Origin of the sequence: Vibrio sp. SCSIO 43155 (genome assembly GCF_023716605.1) — a bacterium.
GTDB classification, from domain to species: domain Bacteria; phylum Pseudomonadota; class Gammaproteobacteria; order Enterobacterales; family Vibrionaceae; genus Vibrio; species Vibrio harveyi.
In genome coordinates this window covers 765,132-789,983 of sequence record NZ_CP071852.1, presented here as the reverse complement: position 1 = coordinate 789,983, position 24,852 = coordinate 765,132, and the positions used below count along the sequence as shown (strand labels likewise).

Sequence of the window (24,852 nt, the reverse complement as noted above, 5' to 3'; positions counted from 1 at the left end):
AGTTTGTTGCGATCTCAATCACGAATATCGATGGGTTTCGACTGATTTTGTAGGATTCTGATCACTATTGGTTATTAAGTGAACCATTAACAACAAACTCAATTGAAACACTTTCGTGAATTACCTCTCATTTCCTAGCCGTTAAAACTCGTCAATTTTTTAAAAAATGACGATTTTGCCGAACCATGTTATAGATAAAGTGCTTATTGAATTCGAGGAGCAAAATATGTTTCGACTCTTGTCCGTGATGTCATCTCTGATCGTCTTTTTTACTTCTTATTCTGTTCAAGCCGAACCACAACACTGGCTGGCAAAGAAGGGCGAGACGGAATACATGATTATCGGGTCTGTACATGTCGGCGATAAAAACATGTATCCATTACCAGAAGCTGTGACTCGGTTCCTGACAAACAGTAATGGTTTAATCATCGAAGCAGACATTCGAAATACAGAAGGGGTGACTTACCCGGAAACCTCGCTTCACGCTAGGGATGTTTTAGATAAAACACAGCGCAAACATCTTGCTGAAATAGCCAATGACCTAGGTCTACAAGAAGCACAGTTACTCAATGCACCGCCATGGTCTGCGGCTTTGACAATCCAATTAATGTTGGTGAACAAACTTGGTTACGCGTCTGATCAAGGTGTAGACATGCACCTAATTAACTTAGCTGACCAACAAAAAGTACCAGTACTTGCTTTGGAGAGTGTGCAATTCCAATTGGACTTAATCACAGGACAAAAAGATGGCGGTAAAGAGTTTCTGCTCTCTTCTATTGAAGAATATGACGGTGGCGACAAACTAGTACAATGCTTAATCGACAGTTGGAAGAGCGGCGATGGTAGCTCACTTGAAGCAGCATCGGCGAGTGAACAATCAAGTGATGAGTTCAATGACGCCTTTCTCTATTCCCGTAACCGCGACTGGGCTCAGAAACTCGATACAGGTAGTGTACTACCGAAAAAATCCGGTAAATACACCGTGGTGGTAGGCAGCTTACATCTAGTAGGTAAAGACAATGTAATCGAACTATTAGAAAAACGCGGTTTCACTGTCAAACCACTAGCAAAAACTCACAAAGCAGACTGCGATATTGGATAAAGAAGATAGCTCCATTTGCTGGTATGCTTACATCTACTTATCGTGTTGTATTTGTAGGCAAATGACGCTTACATCACGCTGACAAATGCGGTCACCTATTGGATACTATCGAGTCAATCCTTAAACAACTTCAAATTTGATAAGAGCCTTTATGACGTTCAAAGCCTCATTATTATGCCTTGCTAGCGCGCTACTATTGCCATCGCTTGCCCATGCAAAATCGTCTTGTACGATTGAAGACTTCCAACCTATTGATATTACGCCGGATACAAAAGGCGGTGTTTTGGATAAAGAAAGTGGACAGTTTCTCATTAACCAAAAGCCTATGATGCGTTGTGCAAACATCACTTTTTCAACCGCCCATACTCGTAACCGCGTCGCTCATATGATGAACCAGAACTTTGAAGCTACTTACTTTGATGGCAAAACTGGTCAGTCTCATTCCGCTACTTTTGATGAAGATGAGCTAAAAGCTGGGTACATTAAAATCGGTCCAAACCATCCAAAAACGGCTTACGTTTGTTTCACGACGTCCGAAACTCCGATTAAAGACATTAGTTGTGATGTGAAGTAACAGGATTCGGGATTCGGGATTCGGGATTCGGGATTCGGGATTCGGGATTCGGGATTCGGGATTCGGGATTCGGGATTCGGGATTCGGGATTCGGGATTCGGGATTCGGGATTCGGGATTCGGGATTCGGGATTCGGGATTCGGGATTCGGGATTCGGGATTCGGGATTCGGGATTCGGGATTCGGGATTCGACTTTATTTTGCTTTTCTAGGAACAAGTTCCGTCAACACCTCCTTAATAAAAATACCTTTTCCTATACTCTCAACGAGTACCTCTCGATTCCAAAAGTGAAACGCTCCCGCCTCTCGGAGCGTAGCGTTCCTAACTGAGAGATTCCCGACTGCACTCCTTCGTCGCTTTCGGGAATGACGCCTTTGAATTCAGTGCTTTTTATTCGTCATCCTCAAGAGCGAGGGACGAGCGAGTTGGGGATCTCTTACGTTTTCATTTACCAGTTGATGAAAGCTGATTTGCCTCAAAGCGTTCCTTCTCTCGCATCTCGAAGAGCAGAGTCTGTTCCCGAAGCGAAGCGTTCTCGATTCAAAAAGCCGTAAAACGCAAAAAAGCCGTAGCATTTCTGCTACGGCTTTCTCTAATACGGTCGGTGAAGAGCCATATTCTAACTTCAGGCGAACCCCATTTGGTTCACTACTATCAAAGCCAAATTTGCGACCGCTAAAACGACGAAAGCCTGCTCATTGAGCAGGCTTTCTGAAAGTGGTCGGTGAAGAGGGATTCGAACCCCCGACCCTCTGGTCCCAAACCAGATGCGCTACCAAGCTGCGCTATTCACCGAGATGTTTAACTGAGGACTTATCCCCGTCAACGGATGCGTATATTACGGATTCTTTAGTTAGACGCAAGCGCTTTTTACAAAAAAACGTAATGTCTTAATTCGTTTGACGATTTACTGAACACTAGCACGTGAAATGTGACTAAGAACCCACAATAAAACACAGTTTATTAACCTTGGCAACATAATTGATCCAGATCAGTGTGCAAAAAAACACCACCCATTAACGTTATCCATGTCGGAAATATCTTGGAGGAAACGTATGGACTTTTGGCTTGATCTCCTATTTGGTAATGCGGTGGGACTATCGTCAATGATAGTAATCTTTGGGGCAATTGGTCTGATGTTGTTTTACGGCGGTTTCTTCATTTACAAGATTATGAACGACAAATCTCCTCACTAGATCTCGCTTAGCTCTAGAAACGCTTTGCACCGGAGTTGGTTACTTGCCTGCTCCGGTTTTTTATTTGATCTCAATGCACTACTCATTGATATAATCTTACTATTCCTACCCTGTTCTTTATGAGATTGCCGTTATGTCTCAAGACGACGATTTTGATCTGTTTCAACAGATGATGGGCGACGTAAAGCCTATCGACCACGATACTGCAGAGCACAAAAAAGTGCACCAAGTGACGGACGCTCAGATGGCGAAACGCGAAGCCGCAATTTGGCTTACTGAAGACGACCCAGAGTACCTGTCGATTGACCATGCAGAAATGCTCAAACCCGATGACTTTATCGAGTTCAAACGGGATGGTGTACAAGATGGTGTATACCGCAAACTACGCCTTGGTAAATACCCAATTCAAGCTCGACTTGATCTGCACCGTAAGACACTGAAAGAAGCACGTGACGAAGTAGTCAAATTCCTCAAGCAATGTATTGAGATGGATATCCGTACCGTCGTGATCGTACATGGTCGTGGCGAGCGCTCTAATCCACCAGCATTAATGAAAAGTTTCGTCAGCAGTTGGTTACAACAGATCCGTGAAGTGCAATGCGTGCATAGTGCACAACGATTCCACGGTGGCAGCGGCGCCGTTTACGTTCTATTAAGAAAGAGTGCTGAAAAGAAAATGGAGACGCGTGAACGTCATCAAAAACGTTTAGGCTAACTCGAATCTCGGTGCTAGAATGCCCGACCTTATCTTGTCTTGCTGCAATTAACTGCGGCAAGACAACCTTTATTAACCGCCGTTGTGAAACGTTAGGAGACCAACATGTCACAAGACAACGCAAAACGCTTAAACAAATACATCAGCGAAACGGGCTTCTGCTCACGTCGTGAAGCCGACCGTCTTATCGAGCAAGGTCGTGTCACCATTAATGGTCAACAACCAGAAATGGGAACAAAAGTACTTCCAGGCGATGACGTTTGTGTCGATGGAAACCCTGTTGCAGCAAAAGAAAAACCGATTTATATCGCGTTGAACAAACCAACGGGCATCACCTGTACAACTGAACGCGACATCCCGGGCAACATCGTTGATTTCATCGGTCATAAAAAGCGTATCTTCCCTATCGGTCGTCTGGATAAGCCCTCAGATGGTTTGATCTTTCTGACTAACGATGGCGATATCGTAAATAAGATTCTGCGTGCAGGTAACAACCACGAAAAAGAATACGTGGTGCGTGTTGATAAGCCTATTACTGGCGAATTCCTAAAACAGATGTCGAGCGGTGTGAAAATCCTCGATACAGTCACGCTACCTTGTCAGGTAACAAAAGAAACCAAATTCTCTTTCCGCATCGTGTTAACGCAAGGTTTGAACCGTCAAATCCGTCGTATGTGTGAAGCGCTCGGCTACGAAGTATTTAAACTGCGTCGCGTGCGCATCATGAACATCTCACTTGATGGCATTCCAAATGGTAAATGGCGTTACCTGAGTGACGATGAAGTGGCAGAGATCCTAGCAATGTGTGAAGGTTCAGTGGGCACAGAGGAAGCGTCAAAGACAGATTCTAAAGGTCGTAACATTCGTAAAGCGACCGATGCCAAGCTATTTGATAGCCGCGAAGAAAACCAAGGTTCAACGGCACGCCGTAACCAAAAAACACGTACCTTCCGTGGTAACAACGCGGATGAATTCCGACATGCGCCAAATTCTAAAAAAGGTCAGCAAAAACGTCGCCAACGTGATGATGAGAATGCACGCCCTGCAAAAGAGCACTACAAAGCGAAACCACAAGGTGAACGCAGTAAGCCTCAAGGTGATCACAATAAACCTCAATCACCGAGCAAGCCTAAGCAGCATTACATGAATCCAAATGCAGCGAAGCCAAGCAAACCAACGAAACGCACAGGCGGCACGTTGAGCCTGAAGAAGTAACCATTCGCTCCATCACAAGATCAAAAAAGGACGCTCATCAGCGTCCTTTTTATTGGTCATGTATTTACAGACAAAGAGGAGCAAATTGACCACGTGTTAGACTCAACAAATCTTGGGGTGCCAATTCAATTTCTAAACCACGCTTACCTGCGCTCACACAGATCGTCTCTTGCTGCGTTGCACTTTCATGCAGAAAAGTAGGCAGCGCTTTCTTCTGCCCCAATGGGCTGATTCCACCCACAACATAACCTGTGGTCTTTTGAGCAATTTCAGGATCTGCCATGTCCGCTTTCTTACCTTTCGCAGCTTTCGCAGCCAATTTTAGGTTCAATTTTTGATCGACAGGAATGATCGCAACGGCAAGGTTCTTAGGCTCGCCGTTTAAGCAAAACAGCAAAGTCTTAAATACTTTCTTTGGATCTTGTCCCAATACTTCTGCAGCTTCTAATCCGTAGCTGTCTGCTCTGGGATCATGCTCATATTGGTGAATGGTGTGTGAAACTTTTTTCTTTTTCGCAAGATTAATGGCCGGAGTCATCAAGATTCTCCTTATAAAACAAAAAACGCTGCCCCTAGTGAGGAGCAGCGCTTTAAGTTAATGGTATCAGCGACTTTGAGTCAATCGCTTTTTACTTGTAAACCATCTCACCTGAAGGCGCGTATTCGTTTACGTCAATTGGGCTGTGTGACTCTAGGTACTCTTTCAGTACTTCAGCATCCGTAAAGCCTGTATTTACGTAACCTGGGTGAGTGTTAACTTTCGGGTAGCCGTCACCGCCTGAAGCGTTGTAACTTGGTACAGTAAAGCGGTACTCACCATCAAGTCGAAGCTGTTTGCCACCGATAAATACATTTGCTACTTTGCCATTCTCAACAGTCATTGAAATACCAGCGAACTGAGCGTAAGCGCCAGAATCAACAGGTTTCGTTGCAACAACATTTAGGTAGTCTAGTACTTCTTTACCAGACATATCTACGTAAGAAACCATGTTGCCAAATGGTTGAACGGTCAGCACATCTTTGTACGTGATGTCACCCGCTTCAATTGAATCACGAACACCACCTGAGTTCATTACAGCGAAGTCTGCTTTCGCACGCTCCATGTGTGCTGTTGCAATCAGACGACCAAGGTTCGTTTGTTGGAAACGTACCACATTACGATCACCTTCCAGTTTGCCATTGGATTCTGCAATCTTAACGTTTAGCTTGCCTTGACCTTTTTCTTGGTAAGGACGTAGGAAATCAAGCATAGCTTCATCTTGCGCGATCTCATCTTGGATAAGCACGCGTTGAGATTTACCATCAACTTTGATCTTCTTCTTCAGGTTCACAGGGATCAGATCGTAGCTCACCATAGACAATTCGCCGTTGCGGAATTCGTAATCAGCTCGACCAACGTACTTACCCCACTCGTACGCTTGTACGATGTAAGTGCCGTTTTGCTCATCTGGTTTACACTCTTCACCCGGCTTGAAGTTCTTCTTAATAACGTTTGGACCTTCCATACATACAGGCTCTTGTGAGTGACCACCCACAATCATGTCCAAATCACCTTCATTTAGGTAGCGAGCCAATGCAACATCACCCGGAGCGTTCACACCACGGTTGCCGTTTTCGTAGTGACCCATATGTGTCACTGCAAAGATAAGGTCTGGCTTCTCAGTTTCTTTTAGCTCAGCGATCAGCTTCTTCGCTTCTTCTTTCGGATCACGGAAGTCAACTTGACCAATGTACTCTGGGTTACCTAGTTTTGCTGTGTCTTCTGTCGTTAGACCGATCACGGCAATCTTGATGCCTTGCTTATTGAACATTGCGTAAGGTTGGAACAAGCGCTCACCGGTTTCCTTATCGTAAATGTTCGCAGACAGCATTGGGAAGTTAGCCCACTCTTGCTGCTTGAATAGCACGTCAAGTGGGTTATCGAACTCATGGTTACCCAACGCCATCGCGTCGTAACCAATTTTGCTCATGCCTTTGAAATCTGGTTCCGCATCTTGCAGATCTGATTCAGGAACACCTGTATTGATATCGCCGCCTGACAGTAGAAGAACGCTGCCACCCTCTGCTTGAATTTCTGTACGTAGCTCGTCGATCAATGTCTTGCGAGCTGCCATACCATACTCACCGTATTTGTTTTGCCAGAAGCGACCGTGGTGGTCGTTCGTGTGCAGTACAGTCAGTTTGTATGTTGTATCTTCATTCCATTCATGTGCTGGTTGCGTTGCACATCCGGCAAGAGTTGCCAGAATCGCCGCGCTCAAAGCGGTTTTTACAATCAGGCGTTGCTTCATTGTTTTACCTTTTTATCGTCTGGGGTCCACTGCAGACGCTCTTAACCCTTTAAAGGAGCTCCGTCCATATAATTAAGAGCGCTAAAACTTGACGTAGTTTATAGGAAGAATTGCACGCTAACATATTGATTTCATAATTATGATGCATGGATCACTAATGACTATTTTAACAACTGCAACTCTGACGCTACGTTTCAACAGATTATAGACCCATTCACAGGCAATCGTTTTGCTGTGATATTGGCAGGTATTTCAATGCAATTGGTAAGCGAGAAGCGAGAAGCGAGAAGCGAGAAGCGAGAAGCGAGAAGCGAGAAGCGAGAAGCGAGAAGCGAGAAGCGAGAAGCGACAAAAGAATAATTTGGCAGAATGAATATGCCAATACAAAAATGGTCAGCACATTGGCTGACCATTTCCCACAAACATTCAGTAAACTGATTATTTGATATCGATGCTGTCGAAGCTCTTAATTAGGTCATCTAGTGACTTCATTTGCGCTAGGAATGGCTCAAGTTTATCTAGAGGCAGTGCAGACGGACCATCACAGCGAGCTTGATCTGGGTTCGGGTGCGCTTCAATAAACAGACCTGCGATGCCTGTTGCTAGACCCGCTTTCGCAAGTTCAACGGTTTGCTCACGACGACCACCAGATGCCGCGCCCGACGGATCGCGCATTTGTAGCGAGTGCGTTACGTCAAAAATGATTGGGCTGCCTTTTGATGCGTTCTTCATGACACCAAAACCAAGCATATCAACCACTAGGTTGTCGTAACCATGGCAAGAGCCGCGCTCACATAAAATGATGTTTTCGTTACCACACTCAGCAAACTTCTCAACGATGTTACCTACTTGACCAGGGCTCATGAACTGAGGTTTTTTAACGTTGATCACCGCGCCTGTTTTCGCCATTGCTTCTACAAGGTCAGTTTGACGAGCTAGGAATGCAGGAAGTTGGATAACATCAACCACATCAGCGACAGGTTGAGCTTGTTCCTCAGTGTGAACATCAGTGATGATCTTCACGCCAAACGTGTCTTTCAGCTCTTGGAAGATTTTCATGCCTTCTTCCAGACCAGGACCACGGTATGAATGAACAGAACTGCGGTTTGCTTTATCGAACGATGCCTTGAACACGTATGGGATGCCAAGTTTGTCGGTTACTTTTACGTAGTGCTCACAGATCTGCATAGCAAGATCACGAGACTCAAGAACGTTCATACCTGCAAATAGGGTGAATGGCTTGTCGTTAGCAACCTGAATGTCGCCAATATTAACGATTTTCTGTTCCATTTTGATTCTCTTTTGTCTGTCTTCAACACGCCGCTTTCAGCATGCCGATAAAATTTAGTGAAGCGTAACGTGCTTTTCGCTCATCGCGTTAACTTGTGATTTTAGTAGCTCTGATGCCGGATCGTCTGGGCATTGGTCAATAAAGTACTGAAAATCTGAAACCGCTACCTGATGGCACTCCAATTGTTGGAAGATAAAGCCTCGGTCACGAATCTCGTATGGGTCGTCCGGTACGAAAGTCAGCGCAAGGTTGGTGCACCGTAGTGCTAACGTATAACGCTCTTCACGCAACATCGCACTTTTAATTAATGCCAACCAACGACCTATTACTGTTGGGTTATCCGCTTCTTCAAAGTGCTCAGGCTTCAAGGTTGCAAGTGGACCTTCTTGACCAATCAGCCAAGCTTGAAGGATTTTCTCACCGACGTATTCACCGTTAAATGGATTAATGTAGTCCGGCGTTTTGTGCATCCAATCTACTTTGATCAAAAATTGCGTCGGAAAGGTCACGCCTTTCATCGGAAAACCAAGTCGGTTCCCCAAGTAAAGTAGGACCGCCCCCAAACTAACGGGAATGCCTTTTTTACGCTCCAACACTTTATCAATGAAGCTATTGTCAGAGATAAAGTACTCTTGATCGTCGCCTTTAAAGCCCCATTCATAAAAGAACAAACGGAGAAACGAATCAAAACGTTGTTCTTCGTCCGTCTCGTGAACCAGAATAGCTTCCGCCTCTTTATAAAGACGTTCTAATTCTTGCTTTGCCCAATGCACATTAGTGTCTGGATTGATGGAGTGGTTCAGTTCTAACGCGCCTTCCACCAACGCCATGTTGTCAAAATCTTCGTCAAAAAACTCAAGCATGAAGATTACCCAAATAAGTTTGGATTTTTAGATACGGCAATATTAGCGGCCATCACTAGCCAGCCTAGAGCACCAAAGAAGGCGAAAATTCTCAGCAGCTTGTTCTTTGCCATCTTTAAAGCAAAGAAACCAAGAGCAATGTACGCAAGCACACAAGTGATCTTGTTGGTTAACCAAGGCGCTGCATCCGTAAATGGAATAAAGCCTGTCACCATGATCAGACCAATACCGGAAAGGAGTAACGCGGTATCAACAATATGTGGGAAAACTTTTAGGAATCGGTTGTTGCGCTTTGGAGAATCCATCATCAACAATACGAATCGGATCGATAGTAGCGTCGCGCTCAATGCGATCGTTACTAAGTGAATGTGTTTTAGAGCTACGTACATTTCATTTCTCTTTTATAAGTTACTGCTGACTTGCTCGTTATTATGAAGGCTTGTAACAACCAAGTGTCACTCGGTCGTTACCGCCGTAGTCTTTTTCCGTGACTACTTGTTCAAAACCAAAATGAGTCATGATCTCACGAACAGCTTCGCCTTGGTCATAACCATGTTCAAACGCGAGCCACCCATCTTCTTCCAAATATTGACGAGCAAGATCAGAGATATGGCGAATATCCGCCAAGCCATTCTCATCCGCAACGAGTGCCGATTTTGGCTCAAAACGCACATCACCTTGCGCGAGATGTGGATCTTTTTCGTCGATATACGGTGGGTTGGAGACAATTAAAGCAAACTTTGTTCCGCTGGCAATAGGTTCGAACCAACTACCTTGATCAAAAGTCACATTTTTGATGTTTAACTGCGATGCGTTGTACTCTGCGAGCTTTTTCGCTTCATGTTTAAGGTCAACCCCCATCACTTGGCGCTTGGGTAACTCAGACGCCAATGCCAATGCAATCGCCCCAGTGCCAGTGCCTAAATCAAGGATTGGTCCTGTCTGCTCGTAAGTTTTATCCAATGCAACTTCAACCAAACGTTCCGTGTCCGGTCTTGGAATTAATGTGGATGGAGAGACTTTAAGAGGTAAAGACCAAAACTCGCGTTCACCGATAATGTAAGCCACAGGCTCACCCGTGATACGACGAGCCAATAACGCATCAAACTGAGCTTGTTGCTCGGGGTCCAATGCTTTTTCAGGCCAAGTCAGAAGATAGGTTCTTGGTTTGCCAAGGACATGGCAAAGAAGTACGGCTGCATCGAGAGAAGGCGACTCTTTGCCGCCTTCAGTCAATATTGCCGTCGCACTTTTCAGCGCTTGCTCAATAGATTGAACTTGGCTCATCGATTAGTTGTTCTCTGCGAGCGCCGCAAGTTGGTCTGCTTGGTGCTCTTGAACCACAGGATCAATCAAACTTTGCAGGTCACCTTCCATCACTTCGTTCAAACGGTAGATGGTTAGGTTGATGCGGTGGTCAGAAACACGACCTTGTGGGTAGTTGTAAGTACGGATACGGTCACTACGGTCACCAGAACCTAATAGGTTACGACGTGTATCAGAAACTTCTGCTGCACGACGTTCTTCTTCTGCTTGAACGATGCGAGCAGCAAGTACTGCCATCGCTTTTGCTTTGTTCTTATGCTGTGAACGCTCGTCTTGACACTCTACTACTGTACCAGTTGGCAAGTGGGTAATGCGGATTGCAGAATCCGTGGTGTTAACGTGCTGACCACCCGCGCCAGATGCACGGAATGTATCGATTTTTAGGTCTGCTGCTTTGATTTCTGGCAGATCCGCTTCTGGGATTTCCGCCATAACCGCTACGGTACACGCAGAAGTATGAACACGACCTTGAGATTCTGTCGCTGGTACACGTTGTACACGGTGACCGCCTGACTCAAACTTCAGCACACCGTATGCGCCGTCACCGCTCACTTTCGCGATCATCTCTTTGTAACCACCGTGTTCAGCTTCGTTTGAAGACATCACCTCGATACGCCAACCACGCTTTTCTGCGTATTTGCTGTACATACGGAACAGGTCACCAGCGAAGATACCTGCTTCGTCACCACCCGCACCTGCACGGATTTCTAGGAAACAGTTACGGTCATCGTTTGGATCTTTTGGAAGAAGAAGAATTTGTAGCTCATCAGTTAGACGCTCAATCGTTTCTTTTGCTTCTTTGATTTCTTCCTGCGCCATTTCACGCATTTCTTCGTCGTCTTCGTTCGCCATATCTTCAGCAGCGACAAGATCGTCTTGCGCTTGTTGATACGCTTGGAAGCACTTAGTAACTTCTTCTAGCTGAGAGTACTCTTTTGATAGAGCGCGGAATTTATCCTGATTTCCAATTACATCAGGATCACCAAGAAGATGTTGAACTTCTTCGTAACGTTCTACTAGCGTTTCTAGCTTAGTCAGAATAGAGGCTTTCATAGTGTCGTTTTCTTAATAAAAAGCGTGAGTTACAGATCATCCAAACCAAGGGTCTGACGGATAACCGTTAATTTTGCTGGTTCGCCCTGCTCTGCCGCACTTTGCAGCGCGCGAGTTGGAGCGTGAATCAGTTTGTTGGTGAGTTTATTACTAAGTTCGCGCAGCACTTTCTCTGGGTCTGCACCGGTTGCCAATGATTGTAGGCTTTTACTTAGTAAGTCTTCACGAATTTCGTTGGCCGATTTGCGATAATCACGAATGCTATCCACAGCTTGAAGTGAACGCAGCCACGTCATAAATGCCGCGCTTTCTTCGCTAACGATCGCTTCTGCTTGAATGGCTTCTACTTTACGTTGTTCGATGTTGCTATCAATGATCGACTGTAAGTCATCCACCGAGTACAAGTAAGCGTCACTCAATTCCCCAACCTGAGCTTCCACATCGCGAGGTACTGCGATATCGACCAATAACATCGGTTGATGACGACGTTTCTTCAACGCGGTCTCAACCATGCCTTTACCAATGATAGGTAGAGGACTCGCCGTTGAGCTGATGACGATGTCTGCTCTTGGTAAATGGTCAGGAATTTCATTCAAGCTGATCACTTCTGCTCCAAATTGTTCTGCTAGACCAAGAGCTCGCTCTCGAGTTCGGTTTGCAACAATCATCTTAGTACAGCCGTTCGACGCTAAGTGTTTTGCCACCAATTCGATGGTTTCACCTGCACCAACCAACAGTACGGTTGAGTCAGACAGTGATTCAAAGATGTGTTTCGCCAATGTACAGGCAGCATAAGCCACCGACACGGCGTTACCACCAATATCAGTTTCTGTTCGAACACGTTTTGCGACTGAGAAAGTCTTTTGGAACAACTTATCAATCGACGCATCCACCGCCTGATGATCTCGGGAATCAGAAAACGCTTGTTTTACCTGACCCAAAATCTGAGGCTCACCTAGTACCAGTGAATCAAGGCCGCAAGAAACACGCATCAAGTGCTTAATCGCCGCTTGCTCTTCATGGACATAAAGGCTCGGCATCAAGTCTTCTTGACTAACTTGATGGAACTGGGCTAACCAGTCGATAAGCTTATTTCGCGCTCCTTGCTTCACGTCGCAGTACACTTCGGTACGGTTACAGGTAGAAACAATCACACTGCCATTGACGGCTTCATGGTCTCTGAGTTGCTCAAGTGCTGGTCCCAATTTATCGGGTCCGAACGCCACTTTCTCTCGCAAGTCAACAGACGCTGTATTGTGATTGATTCCAATAGCAAGCAAGGACATCTAACGTGGTATCTCTGAGATCGGTTATAAAATAGGTTCAGAATTTTACTGTAAGCACGCATTTATTGAAAGGGTAAGCCGGATTTGTTTTCCTTCACTCGGCTTTTCAATGCTATAGTTGTGAGCGATTACCGATGAAACTGATTAATAAGCCATCAAACATGACCTTACGCTCCTTTCTCATCTTGCTCATGTCGAGCATTGTTCTCGCAGGTTGTAGTTCTGTTCCTGAAAGTGTCACCAGCGTAGAGTGGCAGGCACACGAGCAGCGACTTGAAACCATTAAAAATTTTCAAGCCACAGGTAAACTTGGCTACATTGGTCCCGATCAAAGACAAAGCTTGAATTTCTTCTGGAAGCACTCTTCGTCACTAAGCCAGTTACGCTTAACGACCTTACTTGGTCAAACCGCATTAAAGCTCACTATTACGCCACAAGGCGCAACCGTCGAAACCTATGATGACCAAGTACTCTCCGCTCGTGATGCTAACCAACTGATTTACCGATTAACTGGCTTAATGATGCCAGTTGACCATTTACCTGATTGGCTACTTGGCTTACCAACAGATGCCGACTCTTTCCAACTATCACCGACCAATACTCTCCAAGCACTGGACAAACAGATCGGTTTGAACGACTGGAATATTGCTTACCAGCGTTACGGTGATATTGAGTGGCATAACCAGACGTTACCTCTCCCAAACAAGCTAAAACTCAGTACGTCTGACGTAAAAATTAATTTAGTGATCACAAAATGGAACATCACCCAATGATCGATCTTTCAACCCGTTGGCCATCACCAGCGAAATTGAATCTCTTTCTTTATATCAATGGTCGGACCGAAAACGGTTACCACGAGTTACAAACTCTATTCCAGTTCGTCGATCACGGCGATGAACTAACCATTCAAGCAAACGATTCAGGTGAGATCACGATTTCGCCAGAGATCGAAGGTGTTCCTCTGCAAGACAATTTGATCTGGAAAGCGGCGACCGCACTTCAACGTTATGCGAAATGCTCTTATGGGGCACATATCGATCTTCATAAGATCTTACCTATGGGCGGTGGCATTGGCGGCGGCTCATCCAACGCAGCAACTACTTTGGTTGCGCTCAATTACCTATGGCAAACCCATCTTAGTGATGATGAATTAGCCGAAATTGGTCTTGCACTTGGTGCAGATGTGCCTGTATTTGTGCGTGGTTTTGCCGCATTTGCTGAAGGCGTTGGTGAGAAACTTTCTCCTGCTCATCCAGATGAGAAATGGTATTTAGTTGTTCGTCCAAATGTTTCTATTGCAACCGCCGACATATTCGGACATCCGGATTTGACTCGAAACACGCCAAAACGCGATTTAGAAACGCTTTTGAACACGCCAAGCGTAAACGATTGCGAAAAAATTGTACGAATGCTCTACCCAGAGGTTGATAAGCAACTTTCATGGCTGCTACAATACGCGCCGTCAAGATTGACGGGGACAGGATCTTGCGTTTTTGCTGAATTTTCGAGCAAATCCGAAGCAGAAACTATCCTTGCACAACTCTCTGATAAAGTCTCGGCATTTGTCGCTCAAGGGCGAAATATTTCGCCACTAAAAGAGACTTTGGCTGAATACCAATCAGCCTCACACCGACCTATTTAAACTGGACGCAAACCCGAGGTTTCCACCGTGCCTGATATGAAGCTATTTGCTGGTAACGCAACACCTGAACTAGCCCAACGTATTGCTGATCGTCTTTACATCTCTCTTGGTGATGCATCTGTTTCTCGCTTTTCTGATGGCGAAGTTGCAGTTCAAATCAATGAGAACGTTCGTGGTAGTGATGTTTTCATCATTCAATCCACTTGTGCACCGACTAACGACAACCTAATGGAATTGGTTGTTATGATTGATGCAATGCGCCGTGCTTCAGCAGGTCGTATCACTGCAGTAATTCCTTACTTCGGCTACGCTCGCCAAGACCGTCGTGTACGTTCTGCGCGTGTGCCAATCACTGCAAAAGTTGTTGCTGATTTCCTATCTAACGTTGGCGTAGACCGCGTTCTAACTATCGACCTACATGCTGAGCAAATTCAAGGCTTCTTCGATGTACCAGTTGATAACATCTTCGGTACACCAGTACTTCTAGAAGACATGCAATCTCGTGGTCTAGAAAACCCAGTAGTGGTTTCTCCTGATCTAGGTGGCGTTGTTCGTGCTCGTGCAACTGCAAAAGCGCTAGGCGACATCGACATCGCTATCGTTGATAAGCGTCGTCCACGTGCAAACGTTTCTGAAGTAATGAACCTAATCGGTGACGTTGAAGGTCGTGACTGTGTGATCGTTGATGACATGATCGATACAGGTGGCACTCTATGTAAAGCAGCTGAAGCGCTAAAAGAGCGCGGTGCTAAGCGTGTATTCGCTTACGCAACTCACGCTGTATTCTCTGGTAACGCTGCGGACAACATTAAGAACTCTGTTCTTGACCAAGTTATCGTGACTGACTCTATCTCTCTATCTAAAGAGATGGCTGCAACTGGCAAAGTAACCACACTAAGCCTATCTCGCATGCTAGCTGAAGCGATTCGTCGTATCAGCAACGAAGAGTCAATCTCTGCAATGTTCAACTAATACGAACATTTCAGTTAAACTGATTTCAAAAGCACCCCTCTTTGGGGTGTTTTTTTATTTGTATCGATAGGCAGAAAATCCCTTGGTCGCCCACTGCGAGAATTCTGTGCTATCATACTGCGCTTTTTGAGATTCCAGAGAGATCCTAACCTTGACTCAACCAATCAAACTTCTTGTTGGTCTTGCTAATCCGGGACCAGAATACGCCAAAACTCGCCACAATGCGGGCGCTTGGGTTGTAGAAGAATTAGCACGCGTTCACAACGTTACCCTGAAGAATGAACCAAAATTCTTTGGCCTAACAGGACGCATTATGGTCAATGGCCAGGATCTCCGTTTGCTAATCCCAACCACTTTCATGAACCTCTCTGGCAAAGCAATCGCAGCACTTGCGAAGTTTTACCAAATTAAGCCAGAAGAGATCATGGTTGCTCATGACGAGCTAGACTTACCGCCAGGTGTCGCTAAGTTTAAGAAAGGTGGTGGTCACGGTGGTCACAATGGTCTGCGTGACACTATTAGCAAACTGGGCAATAACAAAGATTTTTATCGTCTTCGTATCGGCATTGGCCATCCGGGACACAAAGATAAAGTGGCGGGTTTTGTACTAGGCAAAGCTCCAGCGAAAGAGCAAGAGCTACTAGACGCCGCAGCTGACGAATCAGTGCGCTGTCTAGATATCCTAATTAAGGATGGTCTATCAAAAGCACAAAATCGCCTCCACACGTTCAAAGCTGAATAAGGTTACTATCATGGGTTTTAAATGTGGCATCGTTGGTCTACCTAACGTTGGTAAATCAACTCTGTTTAACGCACTAACTAAAGCGGGTATTGAAGCAGCAAACTTCCCGTTCTGTACCATTGAACCAAACACTGGTGTGGTTCCTGTGCCAGATCTACGTCTAGATGCTCTAGCAAAGATCGTTAACCCACAGAAAGTTCTACCTACCACAATGGAATTCGTAGACATCGCAGGTCTAGTTGCGGGCGCATCTCGTGGTGAAGGTCTAGGTAACAAGTTCCTAGCGAACATCCGTGAAACTGACGCAATCGGCCACGTTGTACGTTGTTTCGAAAACGACAACATCGTTCACGTTGCAGGTAAAGTATCTCCAATCGAAGATATTGAAGTTATCAACCTTGAACTAGCAATGGCTGACCTTGATTCTTGTGAACGCGCTATCCAGCGTAACGCTAAGAAAGCAAAAGGCGGTGACAAAGACGCGAAATTCGAACTGACGGTTCTAGAAAAACTGCTTCCTGTACTAACAGAAGGTGGCATGGCGCGTACTGTTGATCTTGCAAAAGAAGAGCTAGCAGCAATTGGCTACCTAAACTTCCTAACGCTAAAACCAACAATGTACATCGCTAACGTGAACGAAGATGGTTTTGAAGACAACGCATACCTAGATGCAGTACGTGAGTTTGCAGCGAAAGAAAACAACGTTGTTGTTCCTGTATGTGCAGCTATTGAATCAGAAATGGCTGAACTAGAAGATGACGAGCGTGAAGAGTTCCTAGCAGACCTAGGTATCGAAGAACCAGGTCTAAACCGCGTTATCCGCGCAGGTTACGAACTACTGAACCTACAAACTTACTTCACAGCTGGCGTGAAAGAAGTTCGTGCATGGACTATCCCTGTTGGCGCTACGGCACCAAAAGCGGCAGCGAAGATCCACACAGACTTCGAAAAAGGCTTTATCCGTGCTGAAGTTGTTGGTTACGATGATTTCATCCAATTCAACGGTGAAAGCGGCGCGAAAGACGCAGGTAAATGGCGTCTAGAAGGTAAAGAATACATCGTTAAAGATGGTGATGTTGTACACTTCCGCTTCAACGTATAATTAAGTGAATGAATTCTAAACACTTCATTTACATAAAAAGCCAGCCATAGCGCTGGCTTTTTTTATACCTTTCTAAAACAACAAGAAATTAAGTCCCTTACTGCAAGCCATTTTATTTCCAGTTTTAGATCATAAACGCGCCTCTTTGTTTAAAAAGGAAGCGAACGATGGATTTTGCAGGATTTATTGAAAAAAACTGTTGACGGATCTCACTCAACTTCGCATAATGCGCGCCGTTCCCGACGACAAGGCAACTTAGCGACGAGAACGAGAAAACATGGTTTTGGCTACGTAGCTCAGCTGGTTAGAGCACATCACTCATAATGATGGGGTCACAGGTTCGAATCCCGTCGTAGCCACCATTCCTAAAGGTTCTTTTTTAAGAGCAATTAGGAATAGATGCGGAAGTGGCGGAATTGGTAGACGCACCAGATTTAGGTTCTGGCGCCGCAAGGTGTGAGAGTTCAAGTCTCTCCTTCCGCACCATGTTTTAAGTAGTTTTACGACTACTGTCTGCAGGTCTATCGCCAAGCGGTAAGGCAGCGGCTTTTGATGCCGCCATTCCCTGGTTCGAATCCAGGTAGACCTGCCATTATTTAAAGTGGGATTCCTTTGACAAAAAGGGTTGTCACTTAGAGCGTGAAGGTTTATATTGTCTCGCTCAAAAAGATGGCTACGTAGCTCAGCTGGTTAGAGCACATCACTCATAATGATGGGGTCACAGGTTCGAATCCCGTCGTAGCCACCATTCTTTCTTTTGAAAGACAAAATTTAGTTGTTAGTTTTTACCAATTAACTGACAACTTATAGAGTTCAAGATGCGGAAGTGGCGGAATTGGTAGACGCACCAGATTTAGGTTCTGGCGCCGCAAGGTGTGAGAGTTCAAGTCTCTCCTTCCGCACCATCTTGAAATGCTCTAAACAATATATGCGGAAATGGCGGAATTGGTAGACGCACCAGATTTAGGTTCTGGCGCCGCAAGGTGTGAGAGTTCAAGTCTCTCTTTCCGCACCATATATTGAATAGTCTTTTGACTATTGCCTGCAGGTCTATCGCCAAGCGGTAAGGCAGCGGCTTTTGATGCCGCCATTCCCTGGTTCGAATCCAGGTAGACCTGCCACTATTTTGATTATTGAGTTTACTCAGTAATTATGCGGAAGTGGCGGAATTGGTAGACGCACCAGATTTAGGTTCTGGCGCCGCAAGGTGTGAGAGTTCAAGTCTCTCCTTCCGCACCATTATTAAAGTCTCTTTTATTAGAGCGCTGTAGGTCTATCGCCAAGCGGTAAGGCAGCGGCTTTTGATGCCGCCATTCCCTGGTTCGAATCCAGGTAGACCTGCCATTATTCTTCCTTGAAACATAGGAATGTTATTGATGTTTTACCAATTATATCAGTAACGACAAATCAAGTTGCGGAAGTGGCGGAATTGGTAGACGCACCAGATTTAGGTTCTGGCGCCGCAAGGTGTGAGAGTTCAAGTCTCTCCTTCCGCACCATCTTGATTTAAAGAATATTGTGTTGGCTACGTAGCTCAGCTGGTTAGAGCACATCACTCATAATGATGGGGTCACAGGTTCGAATCCCGTCGTAGCCACCATTTATTTCGTTGTTTAGGTTTTACCAATTACCTTTATGACGACAGAAAAGTTGCGGAAGTGGCGGAATTGGTAGACGCACCAGATTTAGGTTCTGGCGCCGCAAGGTGTGAGAGTTCAAGTCTCTCCTTCCGCACCATGCTTTTCTAACTTGATTAGTCTTTATGACTATCGCCTGCAGGTCTATCGCCAAGCGGTAAGGCAGCGGCTTTTGATGCCGCCATTCCCTGGTTCGAATCCAGGTAGACCTGCCACTATTTTGATTATTGAGTTTACTCAGTAATTATGCGGAAGTGGCGGAATTGGTAGACGCACCAGATTTAGGTTCTGGCGCCGCAAGGTGTGAGAGTTCAAGTCTCTCCTTCCGCACCATTATTTGATATGTCTTAGGACTATCGCCCGTAGGTCTATCGCCAAGCGGTAAGGCAGCGGCTTTTGATGCCGCCATTCCCTGGTTCGAATCCAGGTAGACCTGCCATATTCAATGCTATTGATGTTTTACCAATTACATCAATAACTACAGATCAAGTTGCGGAAGTGGCGGAATTGGTAGACGCACCAGATTTAGGTTCTGGCGCCGCAAGGTGTGAGAGTTCAAGTCTCTCCTTCCGCACCATACTTGATTAAAGAATATAGAATGGCTACGTAGCTCAGCTGGTTAGAGCACATCACTCATAATGATGGGGTCACAGGTTCGAATCCCGTCGTAGCCACCATTAATATAGATTTTAGATGCGGAAGTGGCGGAATTGGTAGACGCACCAGATTTAGGTTCTGGCGCCGCAAGGTGTGAGAGTTCAAGTCTCTCCTTCCGCACCATCTAAAAATAATCTATACTTTGCGGAAATGGCGGAATTGGTAGACGCACCAGATTTAGGTTCTGGCGCCGCAAGGTGTGAGAGTTCAAGTCTCTCTTTCCGCACCATACTTTCCTTTATCGGAAAGCACTTAGTTGAAAGGCTAAGACTTGTAGGGCTATCGCCAAGCGGTAAGGCAGCGGCTTTTGATGCCGCCATTCCCTGGTTCGAATCCAGGTAGCCCTGCCATTACACAACGTTGTTGAGGTTTTACCAATTACCTTGATAACTACAGAATAAGTTGCGGAAGTGGCGGAATTGGTAGACGCACCAGATTTAGGTTCTGGCGCCGCAAGGTGTGAGAGTTCAAGTCTCTCCTTCCGCACCATTCTTAAGAAACCCAGCATTAGTTTGCTGGGTTTTTTCTTTTTTCTAATTCTGGACTCGGTAGATCTCTGATTTATCGAATTAAAAAAGCGAGCTCATGGCTCGCTTTTTTTCTATCTATTGCTTTCCTATCGACCGCTTTCTATGTGATCAGAAGTCTTTTACATACCTAGCGCATACTTCAATACTTGCGCTTTGATCGGTCCTGAGTTTTCCGCCAGCTTCAATGCTGCATTACGAGCGAACTTCAATGGACCTAAATCATTACTAAAGCCTTTGTAGAACACATCCATGCCCGTTTGCATTAATAAGTTATCTGGTCGACGGGCGCGCTCATACTTGGCGAGCAAAGCATCATTAAGTTGCTCTTGCTGATTGGTAACCGAAAGCAGAACATCAACATCTTTGAAGCCGAGATTCACACCTTGCCCAGCAAGTGGGTTGATTGTATGAGCAGAATCCCCCACTAACACGCAATTCTTGTTTGAATAGCTTTGGGCATGGCGACGAGTGAGTGGGAATGAGCCAAATTGTAAAACTTCAATATCGCCTAACTCAGCAGGGAAATGACGTAGGATCTCCTCTTTTAACTGAGGTTTCGTCATCGCACACAATTGTTTAATGCGTTTTGGCGAGTCATACCACACCAGCGACCCCTGCCCGACTTCTTTACCATCCTCAGTTAGTGAACATAACGGCAAGAACGAACGTGGACCTGAGGGAGTAAATTGCTGCCAAGTGATGTCTTGTTGAGGGAGTTCGGTTTTTACGTTGATCAACATGCAGTGTTGACGGTAATCCCATGCGGTTACACCAATACCCGCCAATTGACGAACTTTCGAGTTCGCGCCATCGGCACCAATCACCCAATTAGCTTCAAACTGCTCGCCGCTTTCTAGCGTTACACAGTTTACTTCGGCAAATTGAATATCTTTCAATCGCTCTGGGCACATCACCGTTAAGTTGTCGTATTGTGCGAAAGTTTGCCAAAGCCCCAGTTGGATTAGGCGGTTTTCAACAATGTATCCTAACTGCTCCAATGACAGTTCATCAGAGTGAAAACGAGTACGGCACTCAGGATGTTCCCACGTTTCCAAACGACGATAAGGGCACACACGCATGCTTTCAATCGCGGACCATGCACCTAATGAATCAAGTAGCTTCACCGACTGATGAGAAATCGCGGAAACGCGAATATCCAACGCTTGAGAAGACTCAAACGCCTTTGGCTCTGCGCCTTCTACCATTACAACGCTTCTGCCTTGCTTGGCAAACCCAACAGCCACCGCTGCCCCGACCATGCCGCCACCGATTACGGCGATGTCATACTTGTTCATTTTTTGCTCTTCATCATATTGATTAATTGGCGTTTTTTAATTGTACGTTCCATGGCTATTTTTACAAAATTGTTTAACAAAAAACCTTGCTGTATATAGGGCAAAAAACTAGATTTCATCAGGGTTTGCAGAGAATTCGTCAGATCACTAGTCAGGTGCTTTTTAAAGCAGTACAATACGCCGCTTACCGCCGAGATGGCGGCTATAATTTGAGCAATAGCTCTCCGATTTAAGTACAACTGAACGAGCGAAAGTGAGATGAGTAAGAAACTGCTAATTAAAACCTGGGGCTGCCAGATGAACGAATACGATTCATCAAAAATGGCCGACCTGCTTAATGCTGCAAACGGCTATGAGCTGACCGAAGAGCCAGAGGAAGCAGACGTACTTCTACTTAACACCTGTTCGATCCGTGAAAAAGCGCAAGAGAAAGTTTTCCACCAGCTTGGTCGTTGGAAGACACTAAAAGATAAAAAACCTGGCGTAGTTATCGGCGTAGGTGGTTGTGTAGCAACTCAAGAAGGGGATCACATCCGTCAGCGTGCTCCATACGTTGACGTAATTTTTGGTCCACAAACTCTTCACCGTCTTCCTGAGATGATTAAACAATCTCAATCGGATGAAGCACCAGTAATGGACATTTCATTCCCAGAAATCGAAAAGTTTGACCGTCTACCAGAGCCTCGTGCTGAAGGTGCAACGGCATTCGTTTCTATTATGGAAGGCTGTTCTAAGTACTGTACTTACTGTGTAGTACCGTACACTCGTGGTGAAGAAGTAAGCCGTCCAATGGATGACGTACTGTTCGAAATCGCACAGCTAGCAGATCAAGGCGTACGTGAAGTAAACCTACTGGGTCAAAACGTAAACGCATACCGTGGTCCTATGCACGACGGCGAAATCTGTTCATTTGCAGAACTGCTTCGTTTGGTTGCGTCTATCGATGGTATTGATCGTATCCGCTTTACAACAAGCCACCCATTAGAGTTTACTGATGACATCATCGCAGTATACGAAGACACACCTGAGCTAGTAAGCTTCCTTCACCTACCGGTACAAAGTGGTAGTGACCGAGTGCTGACTATGATGAAACGTCCTCACACTGGGATTGAGTACAAGTCGATCATCCGTAAACTGCGTAAAGCACGTCCTGATATCCAAATCAGTTCAGACTTTATCGTTGGTTTCCCTGGTGAAACAGACAAAGATTTCCAAGACACAATGAAGCTAATCAAAGACGTAGACTTTGACATGAGCTTCAGCTTCATCTTCTCTCCACGTCCAGGTACGCCAGCGGCAGACTACCCTTGTGACCTATCAGAGCAAGTGAAGAAAGAGCGTCTATACGAGCTACAACAAACCGTAAATGCACAAGCAATGCGCTACTCTCGTCTAATGCTAGGCACTGAGCAACGCGTTCTGGTTGAAGGTCCTTCTAAGAAGAACCTAATGGAGCTTCGCGCTCGTACAGAAAACAACCGTGTAGTAAACTTTGAAGGTAGCGCAGACCTAATCGGTCAGTTCGTTGACGTGAAGATTACGGATGTATTTGCTAACTCGCTACGTGGTGAGCTAGTACGTACTGAAAAAGACATGGACCTTCGTAGTGTGATTTCACCAACGCAAATGATGGCGAAAACACGTCGCGAAGATGAGCTAGGTGTAGCTACTTTTACGCCATAAGCTCGTACAAATAGCCATTGAGAGCCTGGTCGTTATCAGGCTCTCGTTAAGTGGCATAAAATGAGAGGCAACATTGAGCAATAAAATCGTAACGCTAGAAATCAATCTAGAACCTTCAGACAACCGCCGACTAGCAAGCCTGTGCGGTCCATTCGATGACAACATCAAGCATTTAGAACGTCGTCTAGGCGTTGAAATTAACCACCGTAGCGACCTTTTCACCATTGTCGGTAAACCTCATACCGCAGCTGCTGCGCTGGATATCCTGAAAACCCTTTACGTAGACACCGCTCCTGTCCGCGGCGAAACGCCTGATATCGAACCAGAGCAGATCCATCTGGCAATCAAAGAATCAGGTGTACTGGAGCAAAACACCGAGTCACATTTCGAACACGGTAAAGAAGTCTTTGTTAAAACGAAAAAAGGCGTGATCAAGCCTCGTACACCAAATCAGGGTCAATACCTGATGAACATGGTGACGCACGATATCACTTTCGGTATCGGTCCTGCTGGTACAGGTAAAACTTACCTCGCGGTTGCAGCAGCCGTCGACGCACTAGAGCGCCAAGAGATCCGCCGTATTTTACTTACTCGTCCAGCGGTTGAAGCGGGGGAGAAACTGGGCTTCCTACCTGGTGATTTGAGCCAGAAAGTCGACCCATACCTACGCCCTCTCTACGATGCCCTATTTGAAATGCTGGGCTTTGAGCGCGTAGAAAAGCTGATTGAACGTAACGTGATTGAGGTAGCACCTCTTGCTTACATGCGTGGTCGTACTCTAAACGACGCCTTCATCATTCTTGATGAGAGCCAAAACACCACCGTCGAGCAGATGAAGATGTTCCTAACGCGAATTGGCTTCAACTCTCGTGCGGTTATCACTGGTGACGTCACACAGATTGACTTACCTCGCGGCGCGAAATCAGGTCTTCGTCATGCCATTGAGGTACTGAGCGAAGTTGACGACATCAGCTTTAACTTCTTCCAAGCTGACGACGTAGTGCGCCACCCAGTGGTTGCTCGTATCGTTAACGCTTATGAGAAGTGGGAAGCGCAAGACCAGAAAGAACGTAAAGAGTTCGAAAAACGCCGTCGTGAAGAGCGTGATGCCAAATTGCTAGAAGCAGCAAAAGCAGAACTGAGCGCACAAGTCGCGGCAACTAAGGAATAACCATGGCAATTGAACTTGATTTGCAACTGGCAGTCGAAAATGAAGAAGGCTTACCTTCTGAGCAAGATTTCCAATTGTGGCTAGATAAGACCATTCCTCTTTTCCAACCACAAGCGGAACTGACGATTCGTATTGTCGACGAGCAAGAAAGTCACGAGCTAAACCACGAATACCGTGGTAAAGACAAGCCGACCAACGTGCTATCTTTCCCATTCGAAGTACCACCGGGTATGGAAATGGACCTACTGGGCGATTTGATTATCTGTCGCCAAGTTGTTGAAAAAGAGGCAGTAGAGCAGAACAAGCCTCTACTAGCACATTGGGCGCATATGGTTGTACATGGCAGCTTGCATCTGCTAGGTTATGACCATATCGAGGATGATGAAGCTGAAGAGATGGAATCCCTCGAGACAGAAATCATGCAAGGTATGGGTTACGAAGACCCGTATATTGCTGAAAAAGAGTAACTTTGGTTGCTCGACAGGGAAAGGCGAACCACCCAGATAACC

The 24,852-nt window shown here is 45.7% G+C and carries 22 protein-coding genes and 22 tRNA genes; 34 read left to right on the top strand and 10 right to left on the bottom strand.

Translation table 11 applies throughout. From position 1 onward, the window contains the following. The first annotated feature begins 226 nt into the window (after nt 1-226). Entirely contained in the window at nt 227-1,102 is an 876-nt protein-coding gene (locus J4N44_RS03710; RefSeq protein ID WP_252044855.1) for a TraB/GumN family protein, read from the top strand. Nucleotides 1,103-1,253: 151 nt separating this feature from the next. Continuing rightward, nucleotides 1,254-1,676, top strand: coding sequence for a hypothetical protein (locus tag J4N44_RS03705; protein WP_017188422.1), 423 nt, complete (start codon nt 1,254-1,256; stop codon nt 1,674-1,676). 718 nt (nt 1,677-2,394) lie between these two features. Here J4N44_RS03705 and J4N44_RS03700 read toward each other — a convergent pair. Then, a tRNA-Pro gene (locus J4N44_RS03700) sits at nt 2,395-2,471 on the bottom strand. 260 nt (nt 2,472-2,731) lie between these two features. On the opposite strand from J4N44_RS03700, the gene J4N44_RS03695 reads away from it, so the two are divergent. The 3 genes from J4N44_RS03695 (at nt 2,732) to rluF (ending at nt 4,802) form a co-directional block, all read left to right on the top strand. Further along, nucleotides 2,732-2,872, top strand: coding sequence for a DUF3149 domain-containing protein (locus J4N44_RS03695; RefSeq protein WP_005382236.1), 141 nt, complete (start codon nt 2,732-2,734; stop codon nt 2,870-2,872). Nucleotides 2,873-3,005: 133 nt separating this feature from the next. Beyond that, nucleotides 3,006-3,587 (top strand): DNA endonuclease SmrA, encoded by a 582-nt coding sequence (smrA, locus tag J4N44_RS03690; protein ID WP_005449235.1) that lies wholly within the window; start codon nt 3,006-3,008, stop codon nt 3,585-3,587. 105 nt (nt 3,588-3,692) lie between these two features. After that, entirely contained in the window at nt 3,693-4,802 is a 1,110-nt protein-coding gene (rluF, locus tag J4N44_RS03685; protein ID WP_009696823.1) for a 23S rRNA pseudouridine(2604) synthase RluF, read from the top strand. Nucleotides 4,803-4,866: 64 nt separating this feature from the next. Here rluF and ybaK read toward each other — a convergent pair whose 3' ends face one another. The 8 genes from ybaK to hemA all read right to left on the bottom strand — a co-directional run bounded on the left by ybaK (nt 4,867) and on the right by hemA (nt 12,912). Beyond that, entirely contained in the window at nt 4,867-5,340 is a 474-nt protein-coding gene (gene ybaK / locus J4N44_RS03680; protein ID WP_045488662.1) for a Cys-tRNA(Pro) deacylase, read from the bottom strand. A gap of 91 nt (nt 5,341-5,431) precedes the next feature. Beyond that, nucleotides 5,432-7,093, bottom strand: coding sequence for a bifunctional UDP-sugar hydrolase/5'-nucleotidase UshA (gene ushA / locus J4N44_RS03675; RefSeq protein ID WP_009696822.1), 1,662 nt, complete (start codon nt 7,091-7,093; stop codon nt 5,432-5,434). Nucleotides 7,094-7,531: 438 nt separating this feature from the next. Beyond that, nucleotides 7,532-8,383: a 3-deoxy-8-phosphooctulonate synthase gene (gene kdsA / locus J4N44_RS03670; RefSeq protein ID WP_005449239.1), complete on the bottom strand. Its 852-nt coding sequence runs from the start codon at nt 8,381-8,383 to the stop codon at nt 7,532-7,534. Nucleotides 8,384-8,437: 54 nt separating this feature from the next. Next, nucleotides 8,438-9,247: a SirB1 family protein gene (locus J4N44_RS03665; protein ID WP_005449240.1), complete on the bottom strand. Its 810-nt coding sequence runs from the start codon at nt 9,245-9,247 to the stop codon at nt 8,438-8,440. A gap of 5 nt (nt 9,248-9,252) precedes the next feature. Further along, nucleotides 9,253-9,636 carry a SirB2 family protein gene (locus J4N44_RS03660; protein ID WP_005449241.1) on the bottom strand — a complete coding sequence of 128 codons (384 nt, stop codon included), beginning with the start codon at nt 9,634-9,636 and terminating at the stop codon, nt 9,253-9,255. A 40-nt stretch (nt 9,637-9,676) separates the two neighbouring features. Further along, on the bottom strand, nt 9,677-10,534 hold the full coding sequence (prmC, locus tag J4N44_RS03655) for a peptide chain release factor N(5)-glutamine methyltransferase (protein WP_252044854.1): 858 nt from the start codon (nt 10,532-10,534) through the stop codon (nt 9,677-9,679). Between the two features lie 3 nt (nt 10,535-10,537). After that, nucleotides 10,538-11,626 carry a peptide chain release factor 1 gene (prfA, locus tag J4N44_RS03650; RefSeq protein WP_005449249.1) on the bottom strand — a complete coding sequence of 363 codons (1,089 nt, stop codon included), beginning with the start codon at nt 11,624-11,626 and terminating at the stop codon, nt 10,538-10,540. A gap of 29 nt (nt 11,627-11,655) precedes the next feature. Next, a complete protein-coding gene (gene hemA / locus J4N44_RS03645) occupies nt 11,656-12,912 on the bottom strand; it encodes a glutamyl-tRNA reductase (RefSeq protein WP_005449251.1) in 1,257 nt (418 codons plus the stop codon). Between the two features lie 134 nt (nt 12,913-13,046). Between hemA and lolB the strand changes: the two genes are divergently transcribed. The 26 genes from lolB (at nt 13,047) to J4N44_RS03515 (ending at nt 20,153) form a co-directional block, all read left to right on the top strand. Next, a complete protein-coding gene (gene lolB / locus J4N44_RS03640) occupies nt 13,047-13,685 on the top strand; it encodes a lipoprotein insertase outer membrane protein LolB (protein ID WP_005449252.1) in 639 nt (212 codons plus the stop codon). Beyond that, a complete protein-coding gene (ispE, locus tag J4N44_RS03635) occupies nt 13,682-14,554 on the top strand; it encodes a 4-(cytidine 5'-diphospho)-2-C-methyl-D-erythritol kinase (protein WP_009696818.1) in 873 nt (290 codons plus the stop codon). Before lolB ends, ispE begins: the two co-directional genes overlap by 4 nt. Before the next feature lie 27 nt (nt 14,555-14,581). Further along, nucleotides 14,582-15,526 carry a ribose-phosphate pyrophosphokinase gene (locus J4N44_RS03630; protein ID WP_005449254.1) on the top strand — a complete coding sequence of 315 codons (945 nt, stop codon included), beginning with the start codon at nt 14,582-14,584 and terminating at the stop codon, nt 15,524-15,526. A gap of 151 nt (nt 15,527-15,677) precedes the next feature. Then, the gene (gene pth / locus J4N44_RS03625; protein WP_005438598.1) at nt 15,678-16,268 is read left to right on the top strand and encodes an aminoacyl-tRNA hydrolase; all 591 of its coding nucleotides are present in this window, start codon (nt 15,678-15,680) and stop codon (nt 16,266-16,268) included. Between the two features lie 10 nt (nt 16,269-16,278). Then, entirely contained in the window at nt 16,279-17,370 is a 1,092-nt protein-coding gene (gene ychF / locus J4N44_RS03620; RefSeq protein WP_005449255.1) for a redox-regulated ATPase YchF, read from the top strand. Nucleotides 17,371-17,655: 285 nt separating this feature from the next. After that, nucleotides 17,656-17,732, top strand: a tRNA-Met gene (locus J4N44_RS03615). Between the two features lie 39 nt (nt 17,733-17,771). Continuing rightward, nucleotides 17,772-17,856 (top strand) — tRNA-Leu (locus J4N44_RS03610). A gap of 31 nt (nt 17,857-17,887) precedes the next feature. Beyond that, nucleotides 17,888-17,962, top strand: a tRNA-Gln gene (locus tag J4N44_RS03605). 79 nt (nt 17,963-18,041) lie between these two features. Next, nucleotides 18,042-18,118: transfer RNA gene (locus J4N44_RS03600), tRNA-Met, on the top strand. 72 nt (nt 18,119-18,190) lie between these two features. Next, nucleotides 18,191-18,275 (top strand) — tRNA-Leu (locus tag J4N44_RS03595). A gap of 25 nt (nt 18,276-18,300) precedes the next feature. Further along, nucleotides 18,301-18,385, top strand: a tRNA-Leu gene (locus J4N44_RS03590). Between the two features lie 31 nt (nt 18,386-18,416). Then, nucleotides 18,417-18,491, top strand: a tRNA-Gln gene (locus J4N44_RS03585). Nucleotides 18,492-18,524: 33 nt separating this feature from the next. Continuing rightward, nucleotides 18,525-18,609: transfer RNA gene (locus tag J4N44_RS03580), tRNA-Leu, on the top strand. Nucleotides 18,610-18,639: 30 nt separating this feature from the next. Next, nucleotides 18,640-18,714, top strand: a tRNA-Gln gene (locus tag J4N44_RS03575). A 70-nt stretch (nt 18,715-18,784) separates the two neighbouring features. Further along, nucleotides 18,785-18,869: transfer RNA gene (locus tag J4N44_RS03570), tRNA-Leu, on the top strand. A 24-nt stretch (nt 18,870-18,893) separates the two neighbouring features. Next, nucleotides 18,894-18,970 (top strand) — tRNA-Met (locus tag J4N44_RS03565). Between the two features lie 52 nt (nt 18,971-19,022). Continuing rightward, nucleotides 19,023-19,107, top strand: a tRNA-Leu gene (locus tag J4N44_RS03560). Between the two features lie 40 nt (nt 19,108-19,147). After that, nucleotides 19,148-19,222 (top strand) — tRNA-Gln (locus J4N44_RS03555). 33 nt (nt 19,223-19,255) lie between these two features. Then, nucleotides 19,256-19,340 (top strand) — tRNA-Leu (locus tag J4N44_RS03550). A 31-nt stretch (nt 19,341-19,371) separates the two neighbouring features. After that, nucleotides 19,372-19,446 (top strand) — tRNA-Gln (locus J4N44_RS03545). Between the two features lie 53 nt (nt 19,447-19,499). Continuing rightward, nucleotides 19,500-19,584: transfer RNA gene (locus tag J4N44_RS03540), tRNA-Leu, on the top strand. A gap of 23 nt (nt 19,585-19,607) precedes the next feature. Next, a tRNA-Met gene (locus J4N44_RS03535) sits at nt 19,608-19,684 on the top strand. 18 nt (nt 19,685-19,702) lie between these two features. Continuing rightward, nucleotides 19,703-19,787, top strand: a tRNA-Leu gene (locus J4N44_RS03530). Between the two features lie 21 nt (nt 19,788-19,808). Next, nucleotides 19,809-19,893, top strand: a tRNA-Leu gene (locus J4N44_RS03525). A 46-nt stretch (nt 19,894-19,939) separates the two neighbouring features. Next, nucleotides 19,940-20,014: transfer RNA gene (locus tag J4N44_RS03520), tRNA-Gln, on the top strand. Nucleotides 20,015-20,068: 54 nt separating this feature from the next. Further along, nucleotides 20,069-20,153, top strand: a tRNA-Leu gene (locus J4N44_RS03515). A 160-nt stretch (nt 20,154-20,313) separates the two neighbouring features. Here the strand turns inward: J4N44_RS03515 and J4N44_RS03510 are convergent. Beyond that, nucleotides 20,314-21,489 (bottom strand): 2-octaprenyl-3-methyl-6-methoxy-1,4-benzoquinol hydroxylase, encoded by a 1,176-nt coding sequence (locus J4N44_RS03510; protein ID WP_053053229.1) that lies wholly within the window; start codon nt 21,487-21,489, stop codon nt 20,314-20,316. A gap of 258 nt (nt 21,490-21,747) precedes the next feature. Here J4N44_RS03510 and miaB point away from each other — a divergent pair, with 258 nt between their 5' ends. From miaB to ybeY, 3 genes are all read left to right on the top strand, one after another. Further along, a complete protein-coding gene (gene miaB / locus J4N44_RS03505; RefSeq protein ID WP_005438595.1) occupies nt 21,748-23,172 on the top strand; it encodes a tRNA (N6-isopentenyl adenosine(37)-C2)-methylthiotransferase MiaB in 1,425 nt (474 codons plus the stop codon). A 73-nt stretch (nt 23,173-23,245) separates the two neighbouring features. After that, a complete protein-coding gene (locus J4N44_RS03500) occupies nt 23,246-24,343 on the top strand; it encodes a PhoH family protein (protein WP_005447495.1) in 1,098 nt (365 codons plus the stop codon). Between the two features lie 2 nt (nt 24,344-24,345). Further along, nucleotides 24,346-24,810 carry an rRNA maturation RNase YbeY gene (gene ybeY, locus J4N44_RS03495; protein ID WP_005425552.1) on the top strand — a complete coding sequence of 155 codons (465 nt, stop codon included), beginning with the start codon at nt 24,346-24,348 and terminating at the stop codon, nt 24,808-24,810. Nucleotides 24,811-24,852 lie beyond the last annotated feature (42 nt).

Bases quoted from the DNA above. Each gene is read 5' to 3' on its own strand.
- J4N44_RS03710 (WP_252044855.1), top strand. From the start codon at position 227: ATGTTTCGACTCTTGTCCGTGATGTCATCTCTGATCGTCTTTTTTACT.
- J4N44_RS03705 (WP_017188422.1), top strand. From the start codon at position 1,254: ATGACGTTCAAAGCCTCATTATTATGCCTTGCTAGCGCGCTACTATTG.
- J4N44_RS03695 (WP_005382236.1), top strand. From the start codon at position 2,732: ATGGACTTTTGGCTTGATCTCCTATTTGGTAATGCGGTGGGACTATCG.
- smrA (WP_005449235.1), top strand. From the start codon at position 3,006: ATGTCTCAAGACGACGATTTTGATCTGTTTCAACAGATGATGGGCGAC.
- rluF (WP_009696823.1), top strand. From the start codon at position 3,693: ATGTCACAAGACAACGCAAAACGCTTAAACAAATACATCAGCGAAACG.
- ybaK (WP_045488662.1), bottom strand. From the start codon at position 5,340: ATGACTCCGGCCATTAATCTTGCGAAAAAGAAAAAAGTTTCACACACC.
- ushA (WP_009696822.1), bottom strand. From the start codon at position 7,093: ATGAAGCAACGCCTGATTGTAAAAACCGCTTTGAGCGCGGCGATTCTG.
- kdsA (WP_005449239.1), bottom strand. From the start codon at position 8,383: ATGGAACAGAAAATCGTTAATATTGGCGACATTCAGGTTGCTAACGAC.
- J4N44_RS03665 (WP_005449240.1), bottom strand. From the start codon at position 9,247: ATGCTTGAGTTTTTTGACGAAGATTTTGACAACATGGCGTTGGTGGAA.
- J4N44_RS03660 (WP_005449241.1), bottom strand. From the start codon at position 9,636: ATGTACGTAGCTCTAAAACACATTCACTTAGTAACGATCGCATTGAGC.
- prmC (WP_252044854.1), bottom strand. From the start codon at position 10,534: ATGAGCCAAGTTCAATCTATTGAGCAAGCGCTGAAAAGTGCGACGGCA.
- prfA (WP_005449249.1), bottom strand. From the start codon at position 11,626: ATGAAAGCCTCTATTCTGACTAAGCTAGAAACGCTAGTAGAACGTTAC.
- hemA (WP_005449251.1), bottom strand. From the start codon at position 12,912: ATGTCCTTGCTTGCTATTGGAATCAATCACAATACAGCGTCTGTTGAC.
- lolB (WP_005449252.1), top strand. From the start codon at position 13,047: ATGAAACTGATTAATAAGCCATCAAACATGACCTTACGCTCCTTTCTC.
- ispE (WP_009696818.1), top strand. From the start codon at position 13,682: ATGATCGATCTTTCAACCCGTTGGCCATCACCAGCGAAATTGAATCTC.
- ychF (WP_005449255.1), top strand. From the start codon at position 16,279: ATGGGTTTTAAATGTGGCATCGTTGGTCTACCTAACGTTGGTAAATCA.
- J4N44_RS03510 (WP_053053229.1), bottom strand. From the start codon at position 21,489: ATGAACAAGTATGACATCGCCGTAATCGGTGGCGGCATGGTCGGGGCA.
- miaB (WP_005438595.1), top strand. From the start codon at position 21,748: ATGAGTAAGAAACTGCTAATTAAAACCTGGGGCTGCCAGATGAACGAA.
- ybeY (WP_005425552.1), top strand. From the start codon at position 24,346: ATGGCAATTGAACTTGATTTGCAACTGGCAGTCGAAAATGAAGAAGGC.